Source organism: Streptomyces sp. NPDC096311 (assembly GCF_044763085.1).
In the GTDB taxonomy this organism is placed as follows: domain Bacteria; phylum Actinomycetota; class Actinomycetes; order Streptomycetales; family Streptomycetaceae; genus Streptomyces.
This window is the reverse complement of the sequence record NZ_JBIWFN010000001.1, coordinates 68,438-87,736: the sequence shown is the minus strand read 5'-3', so window position 1 is coordinate 87,736 and position 19,299 is coordinate 68,438. Positions and strand designations below refer to the sequence as shown.

General features: G+C 66.9%; 19 protein-coding genes. 17 read left to right on the top strand and 2 right to left on the bottom strand.

Features of this window, described 5'->3' with window-relative positions; translation table 11 throughout:
* Positions 1-223 precede the first annotated feature (223 nt).
* Positions 224-724 carry a hypothetical protein gene (locus tag ACIRA5_RS00400; protein WP_403685901.1) on the bottom strand — a complete coding sequence of 167 codons (501 nt, stop codon included), beginning with the start codon at positions 722-724 and terminating at the stop codon, positions 224-226.
* Positions 725-1,045: 321 nt separating this feature from the next.
* Entirely contained in the window at positions 1,046-1,555 is a 510-nt protein-coding gene (locus tag ACIRA5_RS00395) for a helix-turn-helix domain-containing protein (protein WP_403685900.1), read from the bottom strand.
* 426 nt (positions 1,556-1,981) lie between these two features.
* Here ACIRA5_RS00395 and ACIRA5_RS00390 point away from each other — a divergent pair, with 426 nt between their 5' ends.
* The 17 genes from ACIRA5_RS00390 (at position 1,982) to ACIRA5_RS00310 (ending at position 18,965) form a co-directional block, all read left to right on the top strand.
* Complete coding sequence (locus ACIRA5_RS00390; protein ID WP_403685899.1) at positions 1,982-2,374, top strand: hypothetical protein; 393 nt, start codon at positions 1,982-1,984, stop codon at positions 2,372-2,374.
* Between the two features lie 137 nt (positions 2,375-2,511).
* On the top strand, positions 2,512-3,816 hold the full coding sequence (locus ACIRA5_RS00385) for a hypothetical protein (RefSeq protein WP_403685898.1): 1,305 nt from the start codon (positions 2,512-2,514) through the stop codon (positions 3,814-3,816).
* Between the two features lie 285 nt (positions 3,817-4,101).
* Entirely contained in the window at positions 4,102-6,066 is a 1,965-nt protein-coding gene (locus ACIRA5_RS00380) for a phage tail tip lysozyme (RefSeq protein ID WP_403685897.1), read from the top strand.
* A gap of 197 nt (positions 6,067-6,263) precedes the next feature.
* Positions 6,264-7,247, top strand: coding sequence for a hypothetical protein (locus ACIRA5_RS00375; protein ID WP_403685896.1), 984 nt, complete (start codon positions 6,264-6,266; stop codon positions 7,245-7,247).
* The gene (locus ACIRA5_RS00370) at positions 7,244-7,945 is read left to right on the top strand and encodes a hypothetical protein (RefSeq protein WP_403685894.1); all 702 of its coding nucleotides are present in this window, start codon (positions 7,244-7,246) and stop codon (positions 7,943-7,945) included. Before ACIRA5_RS00375 ends, ACIRA5_RS00370 begins: the two co-directional genes overlap by 4 nt.
* 75 nt (positions 7,946-8,020) lie before the next feature.
* On the top strand, positions 8,021-8,809 hold the full coding sequence (locus ACIRA5_RS00365; protein WP_403685893.1) for a hypothetical protein: 789 nt from the start codon (positions 8,021-8,023) through the stop codon (positions 8,807-8,809).
* Positions 8,806-9,516 (top strand): hypothetical protein, encoded by a 711-nt coding sequence (locus ACIRA5_RS00360; RefSeq protein ID WP_403685891.1) that lies wholly within the window; start codon positions 8,806-8,808, stop codon positions 9,514-9,516. The genes ACIRA5_RS00365 and ACIRA5_RS00360 overlap by 4 nt, the downstream gene beginning before the upstream one ends.
* A 63-nt stretch (positions 9,517-9,579) precedes the next feature.
* Complete coding sequence (locus ACIRA5_RS00355; RefSeq protein WP_403685890.1) at positions 9,580-10,104, top strand: hypothetical protein; 525 nt, start codon at positions 9,580-9,582, stop codon at positions 10,102-10,104.
* A complete protein-coding gene (locus tag ACIRA5_RS00350) occupies positions 10,104-11,156 on the top strand; it encodes a hypothetical protein (RefSeq protein ID WP_403685889.1) in 1,053 nt (350 codons plus the stop codon). The genes ACIRA5_RS00355 and ACIRA5_RS00350 overlap by 1 nt, the downstream gene beginning before the upstream one ends.
* A gap of 94 nt (positions 11,157-11,250) precedes the next feature.
* Positions 11,251-13,539 carry a relaxase MobL gene (gene mobL, locus ACIRA5_RS00345; RefSeq protein WP_403685888.1) on the top strand — a complete coding sequence of 763 codons (2,289 nt, stop codon included), beginning with the start codon at positions 11,251-11,253 and terminating at the stop codon, positions 13,537-13,539.
* Positions 13,540-13,676: 137 nt separating this feature from the next.
* Positions 13,677-14,225 (top strand): hypothetical protein, encoded by a 549-nt coding sequence (locus tag ACIRA5_RS00340; protein ID WP_403685887.1) that lies wholly within the window; start codon positions 13,677-13,679, stop codon positions 14,223-14,225.
* 181 nt (positions 14,226-14,406) lie between these two features.
* Positions 14,407-14,715 (top strand): hypothetical protein, encoded by a 309-nt coding sequence (locus ACIRA5_RS00335; RefSeq protein ID WP_403685885.1) that lies wholly within the window; start codon positions 14,407-14,409, stop codon positions 14,713-14,715.
* A 365-nt stretch (positions 14,716-15,080) separates the two neighbouring features.
* Positions 15,081-15,758, top strand: a complete 678-nt coding sequence (locus ACIRA5_RS00330) for an HAD-IA family hydrolase (RefSeq protein WP_403685883.1) — start codon at positions 15,081-15,083, stop codon at positions 15,756-15,758.
* Positions 15,755-16,993: an MFS transporter gene (locus ACIRA5_RS00325; protein WP_403685882.1), complete on the top strand. Its 1,239-nt coding sequence runs from the start codon at positions 15,755-15,757 to the stop codon at positions 16,991-16,993. The genes ACIRA5_RS00330 and ACIRA5_RS00325 overlap by 4 nt, the downstream gene beginning before the upstream one ends.
* Positions 16,994-17,090: 97 nt before the next feature.
* Positions 17,091-18,326, top strand: coding sequence for an ATP-grasp domain-containing protein (locus ACIRA5_RS00320; protein ID WP_403685881.1), 1,236 nt, complete (start codon positions 17,091-17,093; stop codon positions 18,324-18,326).
* Between the two features lie 77 nt (positions 18,327-18,403).
* The gene (locus ACIRA5_RS00315; RefSeq protein ID WP_403685880.1) at positions 18,404-18,751 is read left to right on the top strand and encodes an SH3 domain-containing protein; all 348 of its coding nucleotides are present in this window, start codon (positions 18,404-18,406) and stop codon (positions 18,749-18,751) included.
* A 19-nt stretch (positions 18,752-18,770) separates the two neighbouring features.
* Complete coding sequence (locus ACIRA5_RS00310; RefSeq protein ID WP_403685879.1) at positions 18,771-18,965, top strand: hypothetical protein; 195 nt, start codon at positions 18,771-18,773, stop codon at positions 18,963-18,965.
* The last annotated feature ends 334 nt before the right edge of the window (positions 18,966-19,299 follow it).

The following is a 19,299-nucleotide window of genomic DNA, read 5'->3' as shown; positions in this document are numbered from 1 at the left end:
AGCTGCGCCCGTGACCCGGGCCGAGTGGTCGACCGTCATCGTCACCGCCTCCGGCGTTCACGACGGCCGGGTTTTCACCTACCGCTGATCGCCGAGGGTTCCGGTATCCCGCGCGCCTACGTCGAGGAGCAGCCGCGCCGCCTCGGCTCCTCGACGCCGCCCCGACTCTGGGGACGTACGAAAAGAAGTCTCTGCGGGTGGAGCGGTCCGACGGAGGTTACCGCTAGCGGCTGGCTTTCCCTTGTTCCCGCACCGCGAGGGACAGTTCTTGCATGGCCTCGCGGGCGCGGTCATGGTCTTCTTCGTCGAGCGCGGCAAGCACACGTGCCGCCAGGCGGCGAATGGCCTCGGGCAAGGCGTCCTGAGCCGCGATCCGGTAGGCATAGGTGCGGCGGGCGGCCCGCTCCTCGGCGGTGACGCCGTCGGGGCTCGACGGGAAGACCGCGGCTTCATATTGGGCCACTCCGACAAGCAGGCCGTGGGACAGCCCTTCGGCGAAGCCGCGATCGTGCGCGGCCTGGTGGGTTGCGTTGAACTTGGCCATGCTGCGGCGGCGGGCCAGGAAGGCTCCGAGAGCCGCAGCACATCCGCCGGTCAACGCGGAGAGCCCTGCTGTGCCCGGCCCGCCCAGGAGCGCGCCAATGAGCCCGCCTACCGAGGCCATGAGACCGGTCACCGCGATGCTGGACAGCAGGACGGCACGGGCGGGCGTTTGAGAGCGCATGGCGCCCAGTCTGCCTGAGCTAATGCCCCGTACGGTCCCGGCGTCATCACGGTCGTGACGAGCGCGAGGTGCGCGTCCCCAACTTCGCGGTGTCGAGGTCCTGGACCTACCAGTCCTTCGTTTTCGGCCACGGCCCCTCCTCGGCGGCCTTGAGGATGGATCCGTCGGCGCACGGCTTCCACAGTCTGCGAGCTGGTCATGCCATGCAGGTGAGGAGGAACGGCGCGAGCACCGAGGAGATCATGCGGGCCGGCCGGTGGCGGGAGCCCGAGACGGTGAACGTCTACGACCGGGAGTTCAACCCGGCCGCCCGCAACAGCGTCATGCGCCTGGGCCTGCGACCTCTCCGGCCGGCTTGTTGCGGACATCACGCATCCGGGTGTCGAGAGCGGCCTGCGTCTCAGGATCGAGCTCGTAGTCGCCGGCGGTTTCAGGGTTGACGTCCAGCGCGTGAGAGCGGAAGGCCTCCCGCTCGGCGGAGAGTTGCTGGATGGTCTGGGTGATCCGGTGGATCTTCTGGCGCAGCCTCTCCCATTCCTGCTCGGCGAGGGCGAGCTCGGCGAGCTGGTTCTGGATCTCAGCCTCGTTCTCGCGGGCGTAGTTGTCGCTGACCAGTGTGATGAGAGGGACCCCGAGAGCCTCGGCAGCGGTGACCGCCTCGTCGAGCCTGACCGCGCGGGTCTGCTGCTCGATGCGTGTGATGGCGGTGGAGTCGACGTTCGTGCCGAGCAGTGCGGCCATACGGCGCGCTAGCTCTGCCTGGCTGATGCCGAGGCGTTCGCGTTCTTGACGAAGCCGGCGGGCGAAAAGGTCACCGGGCAGTGGGTTCATGGCGGTTTGGTGCTTCCTGGTCAAGATCGCGATCGACGGGGTGCGCGTGGGGGGCCCGCCTCGAAATCGAGCAGGCCGGCGTCACAGCGGTGCTGGAGCGGCACATTACACATCTCGCACTGCGGATTCCACAGGCGTCCGCCACGACCCTGCGGTCGCACGTCGCGATGTCGATTCACCTCGCTTCCGAGTCCCTTTCAGCTCTTTATTGACTGACCCTTTCGCGCATCTCTGTGACTAGCTATTCGAATGAGGTAGATTAGTCACTGTCGATGCGCACATATACGAGCCAGCGAGGGGTTCCGACAGGATGCCACCGACCACTCTGACTTCTATCACTACGCGCCCGGGCGGGCGAGCTGCGCTTGCTGCCTTGTGACTCACTGGCATGCCATCGAATGATTCGAAAGGCGAGAGGAAAGAACCATGACGAAGATCTACGAGGCAGCCGTCCTCACACAGCCCTCCCTGCCGAGCGCAGCCTGGGACCTGACCAGCTTCCTGCAGAACGCCAAGTCCCAGGTCCAGCTCTGGGGCGGTCTTCTGCTCATGCTGCTCGGTGCTGTCGGCCTGGTCTGGGGCGGTGTGCACCTGATCAAGAAGCTGATGGCCAACCCGCAGTCCGCGGGTCACCAGCAGGGCTGGGGCACGATCGCGCTCCTCATTCTCGTCGGCGGAGCCCTGGGCACCGGCGGGTGGTCGCTGATCTCGACGGTCGGTTCCGGCGGCCAGCAGACCATCACGGACCTCGGCGGCGGCACGGTGATCGTCCAGACCGTCGATCAGGTCAGCGGGTTCCTGAGTGGCCCTTCCAAGTAAGAGGCCGTCACAGACGTGCACACGACCGGGGACAGAGGCGTCGAGCGAACCGGGTCGGTTGAGGTGCAAGGCCTCCTCCGGCTCGGTTCGCCATATCCGGGCCCGCAGCACGGTGCAGGCACGAAAGAGAGCAGAACATGGGGATCAAGGACAAGGCACTGGCCTTCAGCAGGAAGTTCAAGCTCGACTCGCACCACGCGATCGAGCGGTTTGGGGTGTTCTTCGGCATCTTCGCGGTCACGGGCGCGATCGTGATCAGCGCATCGGGGGCCTCGGCCTACCAGGCGGGGCGTGACTCGCTGTCGCAGACGGCGCTGTACACCAGCGACTTCAAGACGTCGAAGACGAATCTCGATGGCACCGTCGACGGGATCTACACCAACGAGAGCGGCAACAAGGCGCTCGTGATGATGCACTTCAGTCCGACCGCTCAGATCTCGTACAACGCCGCGGACTACAGGGCGTTCCTGCTCGGGTCGGACACCTCGCTGAACAGTGAGCCGGTCAGCACCAGCGGGATCAAGAGCTCCTTCTACGCCTTCGGCTCGACCGGCTACGTCGGGGTCCTCCTGAACGCCGACCGGCCCTTCGACCGCCAGGTGTTGAACCTGACGGTCCGTGCGAATGCCGAACTCACCACGCCCGGAGCGGAGCAGGCGCAGAGCAGCGGCAAGCTGGCCGGCGACGAGACCTTCTCCAAGTACGACCAGTGGCGGGTCTTCTTCAACCCCGGCGCATCAGGGGTCCAGAAGATCGCGGCGCTCGACGCTCTGACCTTCGACCCGGCGCAGGCCTACTACGAGGTCGCACTCAAGGAGAAGGAGAGCGAGGCCAGGGATGCCCTGGACCAGAAGCTCGTCGAGATGCGCACGAATCTGACACAGATTCAGTCGTACACCACCGACCTGCAGACGACGAAGATCGACGGCCTGTTCCTGCGTCCGCCGACCGTTCCGGTCTCGATTGCCACCGACAGGATCACGGGCGTCTCCGCGGCCGCGGCCAAGGACGGCGTCTCGACGCTGGCGCTGCAGACCAAGCATGTCGTCCCGGGCGGCTTCGACCTCAACTGGCGTGCAGGCAACGTCTACGGCGGCTACCTCGATGCCCTGGTGCCGGCCGGTCAGAGCTACGTGCAGTTCTTCACCAAGAAGCGTGACGAGGGCTCGGATCCGACGAGCCAGCAGATCTCGGACATGCAGTGGATCCTCTCGGACGGCACCAGCCTCACCAAGGACTACCAGTCCTCTGACGTGACGATGCGTCCTCTCATGAACATCATGAACAACCTTTCACAGGCGTATCAGAACTACTCCCTGAACAAGTCGCAGTACGAGTCGGATCTGTCGCTCGACCTGCTTCGACTGGACGTGAGTCTGCGGGACGTGCAGTCCAATAGCACCATTCGTGACGACATGGACTTCCTCACCACGCTCCACTGAGTGCGGCGAGGAGTGACGCATGCCGCTACCTGACATTGAGCCGGAAAGGAAAACGACATGGCCGCCGACAAGCCGAATCGGAGTCCCAAGAAGGGGACGACGAAGGACCAGCCGAGCACGTCGGCGAGTCAGGGGTTACGCCGGCAGGGTCGCGGGACCAAGAGCCTCGGCCCTGAGGAGGGCATCGAGAAGCCTCCCGAGGGCAAGGCCGGCGTGCCCAAGCAGCTCCCGGGGCCGGGGGCTGATTCTTCTGGTCCTTCTGGCTCGGCGAACACTGCGCCGAAGATGCCGGACGCTGCAGAAGACACCGCGGAGACCGCGAGCAAGGCTACTGGTGCCGCGAGTGCCGGGTCGATGATCAAGCAGGGCATGAACGGCGTCGCCGGGAACATGGCCGGAGGCGCGGCCCAGAAGGCGGTCGAGGGAGACGGCAGCAGCGCGACCCGCCGTAACGCCGGGCGCTTCGCAGGAGCTGCCGTCTCCGGTGCCGTGGCCGGCGCACAGGCTGGCGGGCTTCCGGGAGCCGCCGTTGGCGCAGCGAAGAACGTCGGCGTCGAGGGGGTCCAGGACGCGGTCAAGGGCGTGTCCAAGGTCACCGGTGGCAGCCCGGACGCCAAGCCGGCCGACCAGCGCGAGCTGGGTGCCGGCGGCACGGGCTACGAACGCGGTGCGTCGAAGGACGACGAAAGCCTGGGCTCGAAGGCGGCCAAGGGCGTCGCCGTCGGCGGTGGCGCGGCTGCTGCTCCGCCGGCCATAGGGGTGGTCATGGCCATGGCCCTTCTGAACTGGCTGAAGTCCATGTTCTTCGCCGCCATCGCGATGGCCGTCAACGCCGGGAAGCTGCTGTGGACGCTGATCGTCAACATCATCAAGGCGGTTGGTCATGCGATCGCTGCGCCGTTCATGGCGATCGGCAGCTTTATAGCCAAGGGGGTCGGCGCGGTCCTGGGCGTCGCCGTCACGGCGACGATGGCCCCTGTAGCGGCAGCGATGTCGGGTGTGGCCGCGGTGACCGCCACCGTCGCTCTGCTGGGCACGGTCTTGACCGGCGTCCTCAACTCGGCGGCGCTGACCGAAGGCGGCATCAAGGCGAACGGGACGGCGTGCGTCGTCAACGCGGGTAGCGTCGGCAACGGTTCCGGGGCCACCGTCCCGGCGGGCGTGGAGAGGAACGCCAAGGAGATCTACTCGGTGCTCAGCAGCTGGGGGATGCCGAAGGAGAACATCGCGGGCATCCTCGGCAACTGGTCGCAGGAATCCGGGATTGACCCGACGAGCGTGCAGAACTTCTCCACGGGGACGTATGCCATGACTGCCGAGAAGGCCAGCGCCGCACAGACCACGGACAACGGCATCGGTCTCGGGCAGTGGACGTTCGGCCGCAACACGCTGCTGCGCCAGTACGCGAAGAGCAAGGGCATCGACTGGTTCACGATCAAGGCCCAGCTGGCCTTCATGGTCGATGGTGACAACCCGGGCGATGTCACGGTCTTCAAGTACATGCTCAAGACGTCGCAGGGCTCGCCGCGTGCGGCGGCGCTGCACTTCCACGAGAACTGGGAGCGCTCCACTGACGGCGCGGCCGGGCTCACCGCACGAGGCGACAACGCCGAGATGTGGTTCGGCAAGATGAGCGGCTGGTCGGTCGACAGCTCGATCGTGGGCGACGTCAAGAACATCGTTGGCGGGATCATCGAGAACATCGTCAACGGCATCAACACGATCCTGGGCAACTGCAGCACCAAGGGCGGCAGTTCCGTCTCGTTGAAGGACGGCGGGATGACTCAGGAAGAGGCTCAGGCCCTCGTCGACCTCTTCAACAAGGAGGGCGACAAGTTCCTCGACGACCGCTACGGCGACCAGGGTGGTCCTGGCCCGTGCGGGAGCAATCACGCTGAGAACTGCGTGTCGTTCTCGACCTACTTCGTGAACAAGTACACGACGTTCCAGACCTACCCGGCCGGTGACGGCAAGGAGACGGCGTACAAGATCGCGAGGGAGACCGGCAAGCAGTCGTCTTCGACTCCGACGGCGTATTCGGTGGGTTCCGGCCCGGGCTCCGGTCCTGCCGGCCACACCCTCGTGGTGCTCGGTGTCCAGGGCGACAAGGTCATCCTCGGCGAGGCCGGCTACTGCGCCTTCATGGGCCGGGTCCGTGTCGACAGCGCGGCGCGGATGGCGGCCGAGGGCTGGAAGTTCGTGGACATGTCGGATGCGATGCTTCCCTCCGACAAGATCAAGAAGGCTTGATGCGCAGCATCTGGTCTGGGAGCGAGAAGCCGGTGCCCGGCGATCCGGGCACCGGCTTCTTCATGTCCGGTGCAGGCCCTGCGTGTCAGCTTCGCCTTTTGGAGCCCTTATCGAATGGACCGCGAGTCGGTCACAAATGCCTTTCGGGATAGACTCGAGTCGTTTATGAGAGCAACGTGGAGTCAGGAGTGTGTTCCGTGACGACAGTCCATGACGAGTCCGAGAGCACGGGCCCCGAGCAGAAGACCGGGTCGACGCCCGAGGAGAAGCCCGCGGCACCGAAGACGCGCAAGAAGGTCACCGGAGCCGAGCTCGAAGAGCGCTTCGCGGGCTGGACGATGCGCCAGCGCGAACGGGTCCAGGCACGCAGCCCGGAGGACAACGCGCGCCTGATCCGGCGCAGCGTGACCGCGGTGATGGGGGTCGGGATCCTCGCCCTGGTCGTCGCCACGGGCGTGGCCGGCGAGAGCTTCAAGGCGAGCACGGCGGACAACGAGGCCCAGATCGTCCAGCTCAAGGGGCAGCTGGATGATGCCCAGTCCACGCCTGTGAAGGCGGACGCCGGCGCGCAGCTGTCCAAGCTCACCGAGGCGGCAGCCGCCGACGCGAAGAAGGTCGCGACCGGGGAGCAGACCTTCGCCACGCTGTATCACCAGACCGGCGTCCAGCCCAGCCCGAACAACGGGGCCCCGAACCGGGCCACGCTGGAGATCATCAAGCACCGCCGGGACATGGCACCGCTGTTCAGCAGGGACTCCTTCCTGGTCAGCGACAAGGAGGCGTACAGCACCTCGTCGCTGACGCCGTTCGATGCGACCACCGAGATCGATCCGCGCCATGCCTGGTACATCCGCTACGACGGCCAGAACGCAGCTGCCCCGAGCACGTACGCATGGAAGGTCGAGACGGTGATGCCCGACCTGAGCGTGAAGAACGGCTCGGGCGCGACGAACCAGGCGAACGTCGTCTGGCTGTGCCGGGACACGAAGAGCGGTGAGGTGCTCGCCTGGGCGAGCACGCGCTACGTGCGCAGCGGCACGACGGGGGCCTTCGGCCACCTGGCGCTCGTGGTGACCGCCACCGGTGCTCAGTACGAGAACCCCGCGATCAAGATGCCGGCCGGGTCCGGAGTCCCTGAACTCAGCGGCACGGGCACACAGAAGAAGGGCGGGGAGCGATGACGGAGCAGCCGGCAGCACCCACGCGGTGGGGATTCTTCCGGCGCAACCTCTCGGCCCTGGTGACGGCAGCGGTCCTCACAGTCGTCGCGACGGTTGCCGGTGTGACCTGGAGCAGCCAGCACGCGGCCCTGGCTGAGCAGGAAGCCCAGATCAACGACGTCGAGGAACAGGTGGCAGGCATCCAGAAGAAGAACGCCGAGCAGGTGAACGCGGACGTTCTGGCGGCGCTGGGTGTCAGCCAGAACCGGCTGAGCACCGACGGTGAGCGCATCAAGTCGCTGCTTTCGATGGCCTTCACGTGGGACTCGGGACAGAGCTACGAGGCGGCGCGCGAGAGCCTGAAGAGCCGGTTCGGCCTCGCCGAGAACGAGACGTTCCTGAAGTCGTTCATGCCTTCGTCGAGGTTCAACGAGGACTCCCAGGGGCGGCGTTACTACTACATCGACACGGTCGGCCTGAACTCGGCCCTCGGCGCGGATCCGGACATCGAGGTCGTCGACGTCAAGGCGGGCGTCTACACCTACGCCATCCTGGCCGACGTCGAGGTCACCTCCGACGCGGTGTCCCAGAACAAGGCGAGCAAAGCCAGTGTCACGGCGCACCGGCGCGCACTGCTCTTCGTCACGGTCGACGCCCAGGGCAAGGTCTCGAATCTCTCCGGCGTCCCGGCGAGTGGCGAGACTCGCTATTCAGGATGACCCACACAACCTTTCAACTCGTCTTATTGATAGAGTTTCTCTGGTATTCGAGTGAAATGGCGAGTTGAGGACTAAATGGCATCGACACAGGCCGACGAGTCGGGTGGGGGCGCAGTGCGCAAGACGCGCTTCGTCGCGACGTCCACGTCCTCACAGGAGGGCGCAGACACTCCTGAGCAGACGGAGCCCGCGGGCGGCCTGCGCAAGCGCACCCTCGTGGCCGGCGTGAGCATGGGTGTGGGCGCACTGCTGTGCTTCGTACTCTCCGCAGGGTTCTCCGGCGGTCAGAACGCGGTAGGCGATAGGGCTGCGCCGGAGATCTCCTCTCTGCAGGAGCAGATCCGGACCACCGAGGCGAAGACGGCGGCGCTGCCGAAGGCCGACGACGCCGAGCGTGGTCTGACCGCGGCCCTGACGGCGGCTGGTCAGGTCGCGAAGCTGCAGAACGACTACCGCTACCTGACGCCCAGCGTGGCGGCAGACGGCGGCACGCTCGACACGGCGACGTCTCAGTCGACGCTGCGCAACCTCATCCCCTACTTCGCCCCCTCTGTGCACCCGGCGGACCTGGGGCCGTGGTACCTGCTCGCCAGTGACAAGGACGTGGCGGCCGGCGTCGGGATCCCGATGAGCTTCGACTCCGGCTTTGAGTGGGTCGCCCGGGTGCCCTACCTGGTCAACGACGACAGCACCATCACGGTGACCTGGCTGGCGATGGAGACCAGGACGGGTGCGGGCGAGAGGCCGGCGGTGCTGGCCTGGGCCCGCGCTGATTACAACCTGGTCCGCAAGGCGTTCGTGAACATCCAGACCGGCACGACGGCCACCGGCGAGGCCCTGAAACAGGAGGTGAAGGCATCGTGAAGGAGGAGGTCAAGGACAAGCTGTGCCAGCACGCCGGGAAGATTCTGCTCGGCGGTACTGGAGCGCTGCTCACGCTCTCGGTGGTCACGCTCGGAGCCGGCCTGCTCAGCGACGGCCCGGCCGCGTCGGACACCCAGGCCGATGCGGTTGTTCAGAAGCTCGAAAGCAACCTCGGCGACGCCCGGGCCAAGCTCGCAACACAGCACACGGCGCTGCTGGTTCAGCTGCCGGGTATGGACATCGAGCGGGTGAACCGTGACAGGGCGACGGGTCGGTCCCTCCTGCTCACCCTCACCGACAGCTCGGCGTCGACCCGGACCGTCAAGGAGCAGCAGGTACTGCTCGACGCGCGCTACGGCTTCCTCGACAACAAGTCCCGGGTGCTCACCGAGTTCGTGCCGGAGTGGATGACGGCGACCGGAGCCACGAAGGGCGCTGGGACGACGTACACGCTCTCTGATCTGGACATTGATGTGAGTCGGGTGCAGGGCCTGAACTACTCCTACACGGGGGTGGCCCGGCTCGATCCAATCCGCGTTGGACCGGATCAGAACAGCGCTGCCAAGAGCGAGTTCGTGGTCTTCACCTACTTCACCTCTGAGGACGGCACGGTGACGTCGCTGGACGCCTATCGGGCCTCCAGCAAGACCCGCGACGCCCTGGCTGCCGCCAGCGAGGAACAGCCCTCCGCCAAGCCGACCGGGTGAACGAAGCGCCCACCGCTTCAGCACGCACCCCAGAAGACACCGACGAGACGTAAGGACACGAACATGTCGACCCAGACCCTGGAGAAGACCGAGACGACCGCCCCGACGAGCACGGCCGCGACGGCGAAGAAGACCACGGCGAAGCCCGTGAAGGAGCAGAAGGACTCGAAGCTGCGCACCGGATGGCGGCGTCTGGCCCCGAAGAAGGAGACCGGCAGGTTCTCCGTCGTGGTGTGGGCGGGGTTCTTCCGGGCCATCGTCCTTCTCGCCGACTACCTGCTGGCGTTCATCACGGCCGTGGTCATCATCCCGCTGATGGGCGCATGGCTGCACCAGCGGTCGGGCGCATCCCGGGGTGCGCTCAGTGCGGACGGAACCATCGCCATGTGGCTGATGCCGCTCGTCTTCCTGATCGCACTGCTCGCCGCGGGCGAGATCGTCGTGATGCGCGGCATGTGGCGCCGGGCAACGCGGATGATCGCGCAGATCCGGGACGCCCGAGGCGAGGCGACCGGGGCCGACGTCACACCGAAGTCCACGACCAGGACCACCAACCAGAGCAAGACCAACCGCAAGAGGAGCAAGTGATGCGCACCGCAGGACTGACGATGAACGACGTATGGGCCCACCGTGTCCTGCGTGAACGGGGAGTGGAGACGTACCGGCTGGAGGGGGTGACCGCCGAGCTCGGCGTCATGGTCGAATCGCTCGATCTCAAGCACCGGGGCAAGGAGGAGAACTACCGCCCGTATCTGCACATGACGGGTGAGCTGCGCTCGGTCACCCCGGCCAGGGCCCTGCCGTTCGGCATCTCCCAGGTGACCTACTCCCCCGGCCAGGGCGAGAAGGTAGACGCCTTCTACGAGTTCGACGACCACCAGCTGGTCGTGCTCGCCAGCAAGGGCTACTTCACGAGCGGCTTCGCAGTTCCCGAACAGGTCACCGGGATCGAGTGGGAGCTGCCAGCCACGGCGGACATGCTCGTGCTCGCTCCGTCGGGGGCGCAGACCGAAGGCGATGTGCCCGTGGTCTTCACCCAGATCCACGACATCGGGGGCCTGGAGATCGATCTCGAGTCCAGCGGCTACGACCTCGCGGGCTACTTCGCCGACCACTCCAAGGACGGCGTCCCGCGGGCTGAGGCCGTAGTCGATGCGCGCGGGCTGAAGGCACGTTCGGACGCGCTCAACTCGCTGTTCACCGAGGACGAGCTGGGCCTGGACACCGAGGTCAAGCAGGTCGTCGGAGCGCCCGTGCCTGAGGCAGCGCCGGTCGCTGACGACATGAGCGCGCGTCTGCAGCAGATCGAGGCGGAGATCGCCGCCGAACAGGAGCAGTACCAGACCGAGCGCGCGAGCACCGAGGGCACCACGGAGAACCTCTACCGGGAGCGCGTGGCGGCAGCGTTGCAGACGGCTGAGGAGCAGGAGGAGCCGTTCGCTCCCCCGGTTCCGGCCCGTGAGGCGCAGCGCAACCGCGACCTGAACCTGGATCTCTTGGAGCTGGAGGAGCAGGAGCAGGAGTCCCGGCAACGTGAGGTCAAGCCCGCTCCGAGTCTGGACGAGCGCAAGCGCCAGGTGGCCCAGCATGCGGCCGATCTGGACTTCGGCGAGGACGGCGAGCAGAGCCTGGGGTCTTGAGGACGGATCAGGCATGACGAGTGCGGCCCCGGTTGCTGGCGAGCAGCAACCGGGGCCGTAGTGCATCGCTGCCGAGACAGGAGGGAGAGCGACGTTGGGCCTGAAGCAGGACATCATCGTGATCAACGAATTCAGCGTGCCGCTGCCCGGCGGCAACGGATCGCGCGGTGCGACGCCGGGTGACTACGTCACCCGGTACATGGCCCGCGAGCAGGCGACCGAGTCGCTGGCTCCCATCCAGCGCCTGCGCACCGACGACTTCATCATGCGCTACATGGCGCGGGCGTCTGCCGTCGAGCGCGCCTATACCTCGCGGGGCGCGGCGAAACATGAGATGCGCCAGGCCCAGGGTGCCGGCGGCGTGGCCTTCGGCTACGGCTCGGTCTCGCTCTCCGACGAGCAGCTGCGCGCGGCAGGCAAGGACATCCAGCAGCACTTCGAGAACGGCAAGACCGTGCTCAAGACGGTGCTGTCCTTCGACGAGGAGTACCTGCGGAAGCACCGCATCGTCGATCAGGACTTCCACTGCGAGGCACGCGGCGACTACCGCGGCCACATCGACCAGATGAAGCTGCGCATGGCGATCATGCACGGTCTGGAGCGGATGAGCTCGGGCACCAGCGGCTTCGACGACCTGCGCTACGTCGGGGTCATCCAGGTCGACACCGAGCACGTGCACTGCCACCTAGCCATGGTCGACGGCGGCCGGGGCCAGGTGACGAAGAACGGTACGCAGCGCGGCAAGCTCCTGGACCGGCACAAGTCCAGGCTCCGCCGCGGTGTTGACGCCTGGCTCGATGAGAAGCAGTCGGTGGCGCATCTCTCCAGCGCCGTCGGCTACGAGCGGCGCAACGTCACCACCTTTATCAAGCGGTGGGCGCACGAGCGGATCCGCGCCGAGTCCCTGCCGCAGTTCCTGCTCGCCTGCCTGCCGGCAGATCGAACGTTGTGGCGCGCCGGCTCGAATGACGCCCGCATGCGCAAGGCGAACCAACTGGTGACCGAGGTCGTGAAGGAGCAACTCGACCGTGCCGGGTCCTCGATGCCGGAGGCCATGGAACGCATCGTCGACTACGCCAACGAGCGCCGCGCGAAGGAGTCTCTGAGCACGGAGGAATGGCAGAAGCTGGTCGAGCGGGGACGTACGCAGATCATGGAGCGCGCCGTCAACGGCGTCTACCAGATGCTGCGGGCCATGCCGGAGTCGGAGTTGTGGGTGCGCACGCCGATGCTCGAAGCCATGGGGATGGACTACCAGCAGATGGCGGTGCTCGCCGCGGACCGGCAGGGCGAAGACGAGAATGCTGAGGCCGACTTGATCTCCTTCGGCTTCCGACTGCGCAGCTATGCCTCACGCCTGCAGCATCACCGGGAGAAGGCCGGGGTCTACCGCGACCTCGCGCAGCAGTGGGAACAGGCCGAGAAAGCCGACGTTGCCGCCGAGGACTCGCGCCCGCTCTACGACTTCTACCGCTTCGAGGAGAACTACCACAGGCGGCTGATGAGCAAGTACCGGCACTTCCTGCCCTCCCTCGGGGACGCCGGCCAGTGGTACGAGCAGCAGCAGGACGTGGCGGCCTACGGCCAGCGGCTGCTCTCGCTCATGGCGCTGCGCGCGGATGCCTCCCTACAGCGGATGAATGACTCCGAGGAGGCCGAGAACCTGGGCCGGAGGATCTACGATCAGCCCGGCGGCCGACTTCTGACCGAGGGTAAGCGCGGCCGGGCGGTGCTGGACGCGCGCATCCGGACGATGAAGCAGTCCTACGACCAGAAGCTGGACGGCCTGCGCGCTGATCTCGCTTCCTCTGCCCTGGTGCTGCACGTGGGGTCGAGCGCCGAGGACCAGGCGAGTGCGGAGACCGACGAGGTCAGCACGGACTTCAAGATCGTCGCCGGTGCCGCGTATGACTTCGACAAGGTCAAGGCCCTGGACCTGCACCACCTGGGATACGACTTCGTCACCGACATCGAGATCGGGCCGCAGGCACGCCGGACCTTCGTCGAGACGACCAGGGATCGCCGGCGGCTGCTGCTGGCGGCGATGGACTACCTGGACCAGTCCGGCCAGGCCGAGGCAATTCCCGATCTGCCGGTGGACGATGTCGCGGCGATGGCACGGGTCTCCCGGGAGCTGACGCCTCAGCAGACGGACGAGGAATCCGGCACGCTCGTGTTGCGCTCCCGGATCGCGGAGCTGCGCGCCGGGCGCGAGCAGGCCGAGCGGATGCGGCGGTCCAAGGCTTCGTCGCTGGACGCCGGCCTCGTCGTGCGGGTCCAGGCCCAGGTCGATCAGGCTGTGGCCACAGTGGATGCCGGGATGGCATTCAACTCGCAGTCGCCTTCCATCTCGACTGACCTTCAACGTGACCAGAAAGGCTAGTCACGTTCTTGTCGAATGCTCTATAACAGTATTAGCGTGAAGAGCGTTCGGCGGGGACCAATGTCTTGCCCGGACGATGTGACTGATCGCGGCCGACTTGTCGGAGGGCAGTCGGAACAAAGCGGAAGGAAGAGATCATGGCACTTCTCAAGGGCAAGGGCGCGATGACCGGAGTCAACCTCATCGCGAAGGTCTACAAGAACGGCGTCACCAAGGACGGCAAGTCCCAGTACGCCGACGTCCAGCTCGACGCTCGAGATCCGCGCGGTCCGGAGCAGACGAACCTGCATCTGAAGTCCGATCGGGTTCAGGGTGAGGACGGCAAGGTCCGCTACAACAACGGCGCTCCGTACTCCACCGGCCAGATGGAGGAGATCGTCAAGGCCGCGGGTCCGAACACCGAGCCGATCCTGAACAAGGACGGCAACGAGGTCGGCACCGTCTACGGCTTCAAGGGCAACGTGATGCCCGCGACGCGCGGCACTGGCCTGGTGGTCAACACCAAGTCCGTCGAGGCCTCCGAGTTCAAGGTCGACGACAAGACGCTGGACAACCAGTTCGCGTCCATGCGCGCCGCCCGCGAGGCACGGGCGGCGGCCAAGGAGTCGCAGGCTCAGGCCCCGGCTCCCGAGGCCAAGCAGGAGCAGGCAGCGGAGGTCGAGGTCGATGAGCCGGCGGTCGGCTGAGACCGAGGTCGAGTCAAGCCTTATTCGAAAGGCCCCATGGATGTCACTTGGCGAACTCGCCGTCGTCGCAAGCGGAATGCTCGCTGTCGGCCTCACTGCCGCGGGTGCCTCGACATACTCGCGGAACACGTCAACGAGACAAGGAATGTCCCTCACGCGACCTGCGCTCCGGAACGCCGTCATGACGACGACGACCGCGATCCTGCTCGGCGGCGCCGCCGCCGTCGCCACCCCGGCCTCCGCGGTCGGCTCCAGCGCGTGCACCCGCAACGACAAGAACTACACCGTGATAGGCCCCAACCTCGAATGGCCGGCCATCCGCACCGGCCCGGGCGTGGCCTACAAGAAGAAGGGGCCGTTGGACTCGGCCGGCCAGTTCTACGTCACGTGCTCGACCGTCAACCGGTACGGCAACCGCTGGTACTACGGCGAATCCCAGTCCAGCAACTCGTACGGCATGAAGGGCTGGGTCGCCGCCAGCTGGTTCTAGCACCACCGCGCGCCGCTGACGCGACGCGCCCCCGGACCGCTCCCTCGTGGAGCGATGGGGCCGATGCGCCGTGACCTGACCACGGCCGGGCCCACCTTCAACGCCTCGACGACGCCGGTGTCCGACATCGCGTCCATCGCCTGACCACCGACCTCTCGCCGAGGACACCCCTACCCAACTGCACCCGCGCCCGCTGGCGCGCCGCCGGATGGGCCATCCCGACGCTGGGCCGACCCTCCTGACGTGCAGTGGCCAGCTCGGCAAGCCCCGCTCGGCGCACCCCGCCCGTCGCAGACCCTGATGCGGTCTGCGGGCCTTCCTCTCCCCTGTAACCCGTATCTCCCACCCCTTTGGAGCCGACTCCCATGACCAGGCGTTCCGCCTTCTCCGACCTGCAGGCGATCATCGTGGACTGGAACGGTGTCATCGGCCGGCAGCCGACTCAGCAGCAGTGGGCGCACCTCGCCGCCTGCGCCGGCTGGCCCATCGACAAACTCTCTGCATTCCAGCAGGAGTTCTGGCAGGCGCGTCCTCCGTATGACGCCGGACAAGCCGGAGGCACCGAGTTCTGGCGCGCTCTGGTGCGCGGGACCACCCGGGACGACGGCGACCTGCTCGCCGATCTGTGCCGGGCAGAGACCGCGATGTGGATGGGGACGGACGACGAGGTCCTGCAGGCGCTCCACCCGATACGGGCGAGCGGCACTCCCGTCGTTCTGCTGTCGAACGCACCGACCTGGATCGCCGACGCGGTCGATGACACCCGCTGGCGCCGGGAGGTGATCTCCGAGGCCCTGTACTCGGCCCGGATCAAGGCGTGCAAGCCATCGCAGGCCGCCTACGAAAAGGCACTCGCCGCCGCCGGAAACCCCGACCCCGCCCGCACGCTCTTCATCGACGATCGCGCCGTCAACTGCGTGGCCGCGGCCGGGCTCGGGATGCGCACACTGCACTACGTCGCCGACCCCCACGACCTGGCCCGCCACCTCGCTACGGGACCCGAAGCGTCTGCCGTCCCGCAGCAGACAGGCGCTCTGACATGACGCTCACCGCCCCACCAGCAGCGAAAGTCCGCCCCCAGGCCCCTGGTCCGTCACCCCGCACACTCATCGCGACGCTCCTGGGCGTCACACTCATTCTGAAGGCCAGCGGCTTCGCCTTCGACTTCCTCGGCTACTACATCGGCGCCGGTCACGGCACGGTGGCAGCAGGCGCCGCGCTCACCTTGTTCGGCGTGGGCTGGTGCCTCGGGCAAGCCGCCTGCGGAGCGATGACCGACCATCTGGGACAGCGCACCACCTTGACCCTGTGGATGGCACTCTCCGCGCTGGCCTGCCTGGCCCTGGCCCTGTTCACCGCACTGCCCGCGCTGCTGGGCATCGCGTTCCTGCTCGGGTGCACCATGGAGATCCACCGACCGGTCATCGCCGCCGAGATCCACGAGCGCATCGACAGCGAAGCCGGCCGCACCCGAGCCCAGGGCTGGACGTACTGGGTCACGAATGTCGGCGTCTCGGTGTGCGGAGGACTCGGCGGCTATCTCGCCCACGCCCACGGCTACCGACTGCTCTTCATAGCCAACGGCGTAGCCTGCGTGATCGTCGCCGTCATCGCCCGGCGGGTACTGTCCCCCAGCCCGCTGCACAGCTCATCCAACTCCCACATCTCGTATCGACAGGTCCTGTCCGATCGCGGGCTGCGCTGGATCACCGCAGCAGCCGTCGGGGCCATGATCTGCGCATACGGTCTGGTCAGCGTCCTCCCGCTCGTCATGAGCGAAGACAAGCTCCCCCCGACTGCCTACGGCACCGCCATGCTGGCGAACGCCGCGGCGGTCCTCGTCCTCAGTCCGCCGCTCACACGCTTCCTGGTCGGCAGCGACGACCGGATGAGGTACCCCATCGCACCGATCATGGCCACCGGCACCCTGCTCCTGGGTGCCGCCATGGGGTTCGCCGCCCTGCAGCACAGCAGCATCGGCTACTCGACCGCTGCCGTGCTCATGGTTCCGGGCGAAATCTGTTACAGCGTGGCTGCGGGCGCCTACGTAGCGACGGCCGCACCACCCGGATCCGCCGGCCGCTATCAGGCGGTGCTGAGCGGTGCGGCCGCTCTCGCCTCACTCACTCCGCTCGGCATTGCCATCGCGCTCCATGCCGGCGGCCGCCTCCTCGTGGCCGGACTGCTGGTGATCAGCGCTGTGGCCGCGGCATGTGCCTGCATCCCTCTGGCCCACGCTCTGCGGACCGTCAATTCCCCACACAGGAGTGGTGAGTGACGGATCACGCCGCAGACAGGGGCGGTCGCGGCCCTTGCGCACACAGCTCGCCGCAGGGCGACTGCCCTCTCCCCCACAAGCGAATGAGGTCTTCCGCATGAAAATAGCCATCGTTGACGGGTACTCCACCGGAGCCGCACTCGCCGACCGTCTGCACTCCCTCGGGCACGAGTGCGTACACATCCAGAGCCGTCCGGAGGTCAACCCCTACCTCGCGCGCGCTTTCCGGGCCGAGCACTACGCGCACGACCTCGGCTTCGCACCCGACACCACCAGACTGACCACCTGGCTCAGGAGGAACGGCGTCGCACGGGTCGTCGCCGGATCCGAGTCCGGGGTCACGCTGGCCGAGTCCGTATCTCTCGCACTCGACCTGCCCACGAACTCAGCCGCGCGGCTGCGGGCACGCCGGGACAAGGCCCTCATGGCCAGCGCCGTCCGCATCGCCGGCCTGGCGACGCCACACGGCACAGTCGCCCGATCCGCGGCTGAAGCAGCGGACTGGTTCATGGCCTCCAAACTGGCCGAGGCCGTCGTCAAGCCGCTGGCCTCCGCGGGGACCGACAACGTGACGTTCTGTCAGACACCCCAGGAGGTGGCCGAGGCCAGCCAGAAGATACTCGCCTCCCGCACCGCCTTCGGCGAACCGAACTCCGCCGTCCTGGTCCAGGAAGTCGTACACGGGACGGAGTTCTATATCAACTCGGTGTCCGCAGGCGGCGTCCACCGCGTTGCTGAAATCTGGCGCTACACCAAGCGGCGCGGCCTGACCTCCTCCACACCGATCTACGACTTCGAGGAACCCGTCCCAGCGTCTGGCCGGGAGGGCCGACTCCTGCGGGCCTTCGTCTTCTCCGTCCTGGAGGCTCTCGGCATCACCGAGACGCCGGCGCACACCGAAGTGATGCTCACGTCGGACGGCCCCGTCCTGATCGAGACAGGGGCACGTCTTGGCGGTGCCACGGCACCACACATCGTCGAACGGTTTTGCGGCATCTCCCAGACCTCACTGGCGGCCACAGCGCTGATCAATCCGATGTCCTTGCTCAGCTTCAACGACTCCCAGGTCCAGTGTGCTGGGACTCTGCGATGCGTCGAGCTCATCAACCACTTCCACGGCCCGGCCAACACCAGCGCGGCAAGCAAGATCGAGGAACTGCCGACCGCGGTGTTCGTAGCCTCCGCCGCCGAGCCCGGCTCTCTGCTTGAACCGACCACTGACCTCTTGAGCTCCCCGGGCTACGCCTATCTGGCAGCGGACGAACGCAGCGAGGTCGTACGCGACTACGACGCCCTGAGGGCCTGGGAGAGCGAAGGCCTCCATACGACGTGAGCCCAACACGAGAGCACACACCGCTTTCGAAGCCCACCCGACCCCAAGAAACTCCCCTGCCGGAAGGACACCCCACGATGAGCCCCCTCAAACGCGCCTTCACGGCGACGGCCGTGGCCCTCAGCACCACCGCCGCGCTGACCCTCGCCTCCTCGACCACCGCCGCGGCCGCCTCCGAACCGTCCACCTGCACGATCCGCTTCGGCGACCACGCCGGGAAGATCATCGCAAGCGCGTTCCACTACAGATCAGGCCCCGGCACGGGATACGCGAGCAAGGGGTTCTTGTACCGAGGCGACAAGATCAAACTCCGCTGTGCCCGCGGCTCCTGGTACTACGGCACCCTGACCGCGCGCTCGAAGTCCGGCCTGCGCAGCGGAACCAGCGGCTGGCTGCACGAAAAGTTCCTGGCCCAACTTGCCTGACCGGCCGGGCGCCAGCGCGATGCGGACTCTGCGCAACGGCGCCGGACTGGCCCACCGTCTTGCTGCCCTCAGCACTCACTTCCCATCCCCCCACGGCGAGCCGGTCAGCGCTGGCAACAACGCCACTGCCACGGCGCTCGGTGAGCTGATGCTTGAGGTCGCCGAACCGCTCAAGGGCTTCACCGGCTACCGCGAGGGGTGGCCGAAGCCCTGACCCGCGACACGCCCGGAGTCCCCTGGAACTTCAGGGGACTTCTTGGTGCCCGGCATTCGTTCTGACCTGCGGGAGTCCGACAGGGTTGCACCTACCTTCAGCAAGCTGCGGGCTCCAGCGGCGAACTCGCAGGCCGGGCTCAGCACACACGGCGGGCCGCGTCACAGCTATCCGTCGGCGCCGGCATCAGGCGAGCCGGGATCGCGGTTCAACCCGGTGGCGCGTGAGCGCCAGCCGCAGACTCGGCAGCCAGCGGCTCTCGCTCCTGGGATGACCACCTCCGCGGACACGCCGAAGGCTTCACCCTCGTTCGGCGCGGACCCGGTCGGACGCA

Excerpts from the sequence above, each read along its gene's own strand:
- ACIRA5_RS00400 (WP_403685901.1), bottom strand. The coding sequence starts at position 724 with ATGCGCTCTCAAACGCCCGCCCGTGCCGTCCTGCTGTCCAGCATCGCG.
- ACIRA5_RS00395 (WP_403685900.1), bottom strand. The coding sequence starts at position 1,555 with ATGAACCCACTGCCCGGTGACCTTTTCGCCCGCCGGCTTCGTCAAGAA.
- ACIRA5_RS00390 (WP_403685899.1), top strand. The coding sequence starts at position 1,982 with ATGACGAAGATCTACGAGGCAGCCGTCCTCACACAGCCCTCCCTGCCG.
- ACIRA5_RS00385 (WP_403685898.1), top strand. The coding sequence starts at position 2,512 with ATGGGGATCAAGGACAAGGCACTGGCCTTCAGCAGGAAGTTCAAGCTC.
- ACIRA5_RS00380 (WP_403685897.1), top strand. The coding sequence starts at position 4,102 with ATGCCGGACGCTGCAGAAGACACCGCGGAGACCGCGAGCAAGGCTACT.
- ACIRA5_RS00370 (WP_403685894.1), top strand. The coding sequence starts at position 7,244 with ATGACGGAGCAGCCGGCAGCACCCACGCGGTGGGGATTCTTCCGGCGC.
- ACIRA5_RS00365 (WP_403685893.1), top strand. The coding sequence starts at position 8,021 with ATGGCATCGACACAGGCCGACGAGTCGGGTGGGGGCGCAGTGCGCAAG.
- ACIRA5_RS00355 (WP_403685890.1), top strand. The coding sequence starts at position 9,580 with ATGTCGACCCAGACCCTGGAGAAGACCGAGACGACCGCCCCGACGAGC.
- ACIRA5_RS00350 (WP_403685889.1), top strand. The coding sequence starts at position 10,104 with ATGCGCACCGCAGGACTGACGATGAACGACGTATGGGCCCACCGTGTC.
- ACIRA5_RS00340 (WP_403685887.1), top strand. The coding sequence starts at position 13,677 with ATGGCACTTCTCAAGGGCAAGGGCGCGATGACCGGAGTCAACCTCATC.
- ACIRA5_RS00335 (WP_403685885.1), top strand. The coding sequence starts at position 14,407 with ATGACGACGACGACCGCGATCCTGCTCGGCGGCGCCGCCGCCGTCGCC.
- ACIRA5_RS00330 (WP_403685883.1), top strand. The coding sequence starts at position 15,081 with ATGACCAGGCGTTCCGCCTTCTCCGACCTGCAGGCGATCATCGTGGAC.
- ACIRA5_RS00325 (WP_403685882.1), top strand. The coding sequence starts at position 15,755 with ATGACGCTCACCGCCCCACCAGCAGCGAAAGTCCGCCCCCAGGCCCCT.
- ACIRA5_RS00320 (WP_403685881.1), top strand. The coding sequence starts at position 17,091 with ATGAAAATAGCCATCGTTGACGGGTACTCCACCGGAGCCGCACTCGCC.
- ACIRA5_RS00315 (WP_403685880.1), top strand. The coding sequence starts at position 18,404 with ATGAGCCCCCTCAAACGCGCCTTCACGGCGACGGCCGTGGCCCTCAGC.
- ACIRA5_RS00310 (WP_403685879.1), top strand. The coding sequence starts at position 18,771 with ATGCGGACTCTGCGCAACGGCGCCGGACTGGCCCACCGTCTTGCTGCC.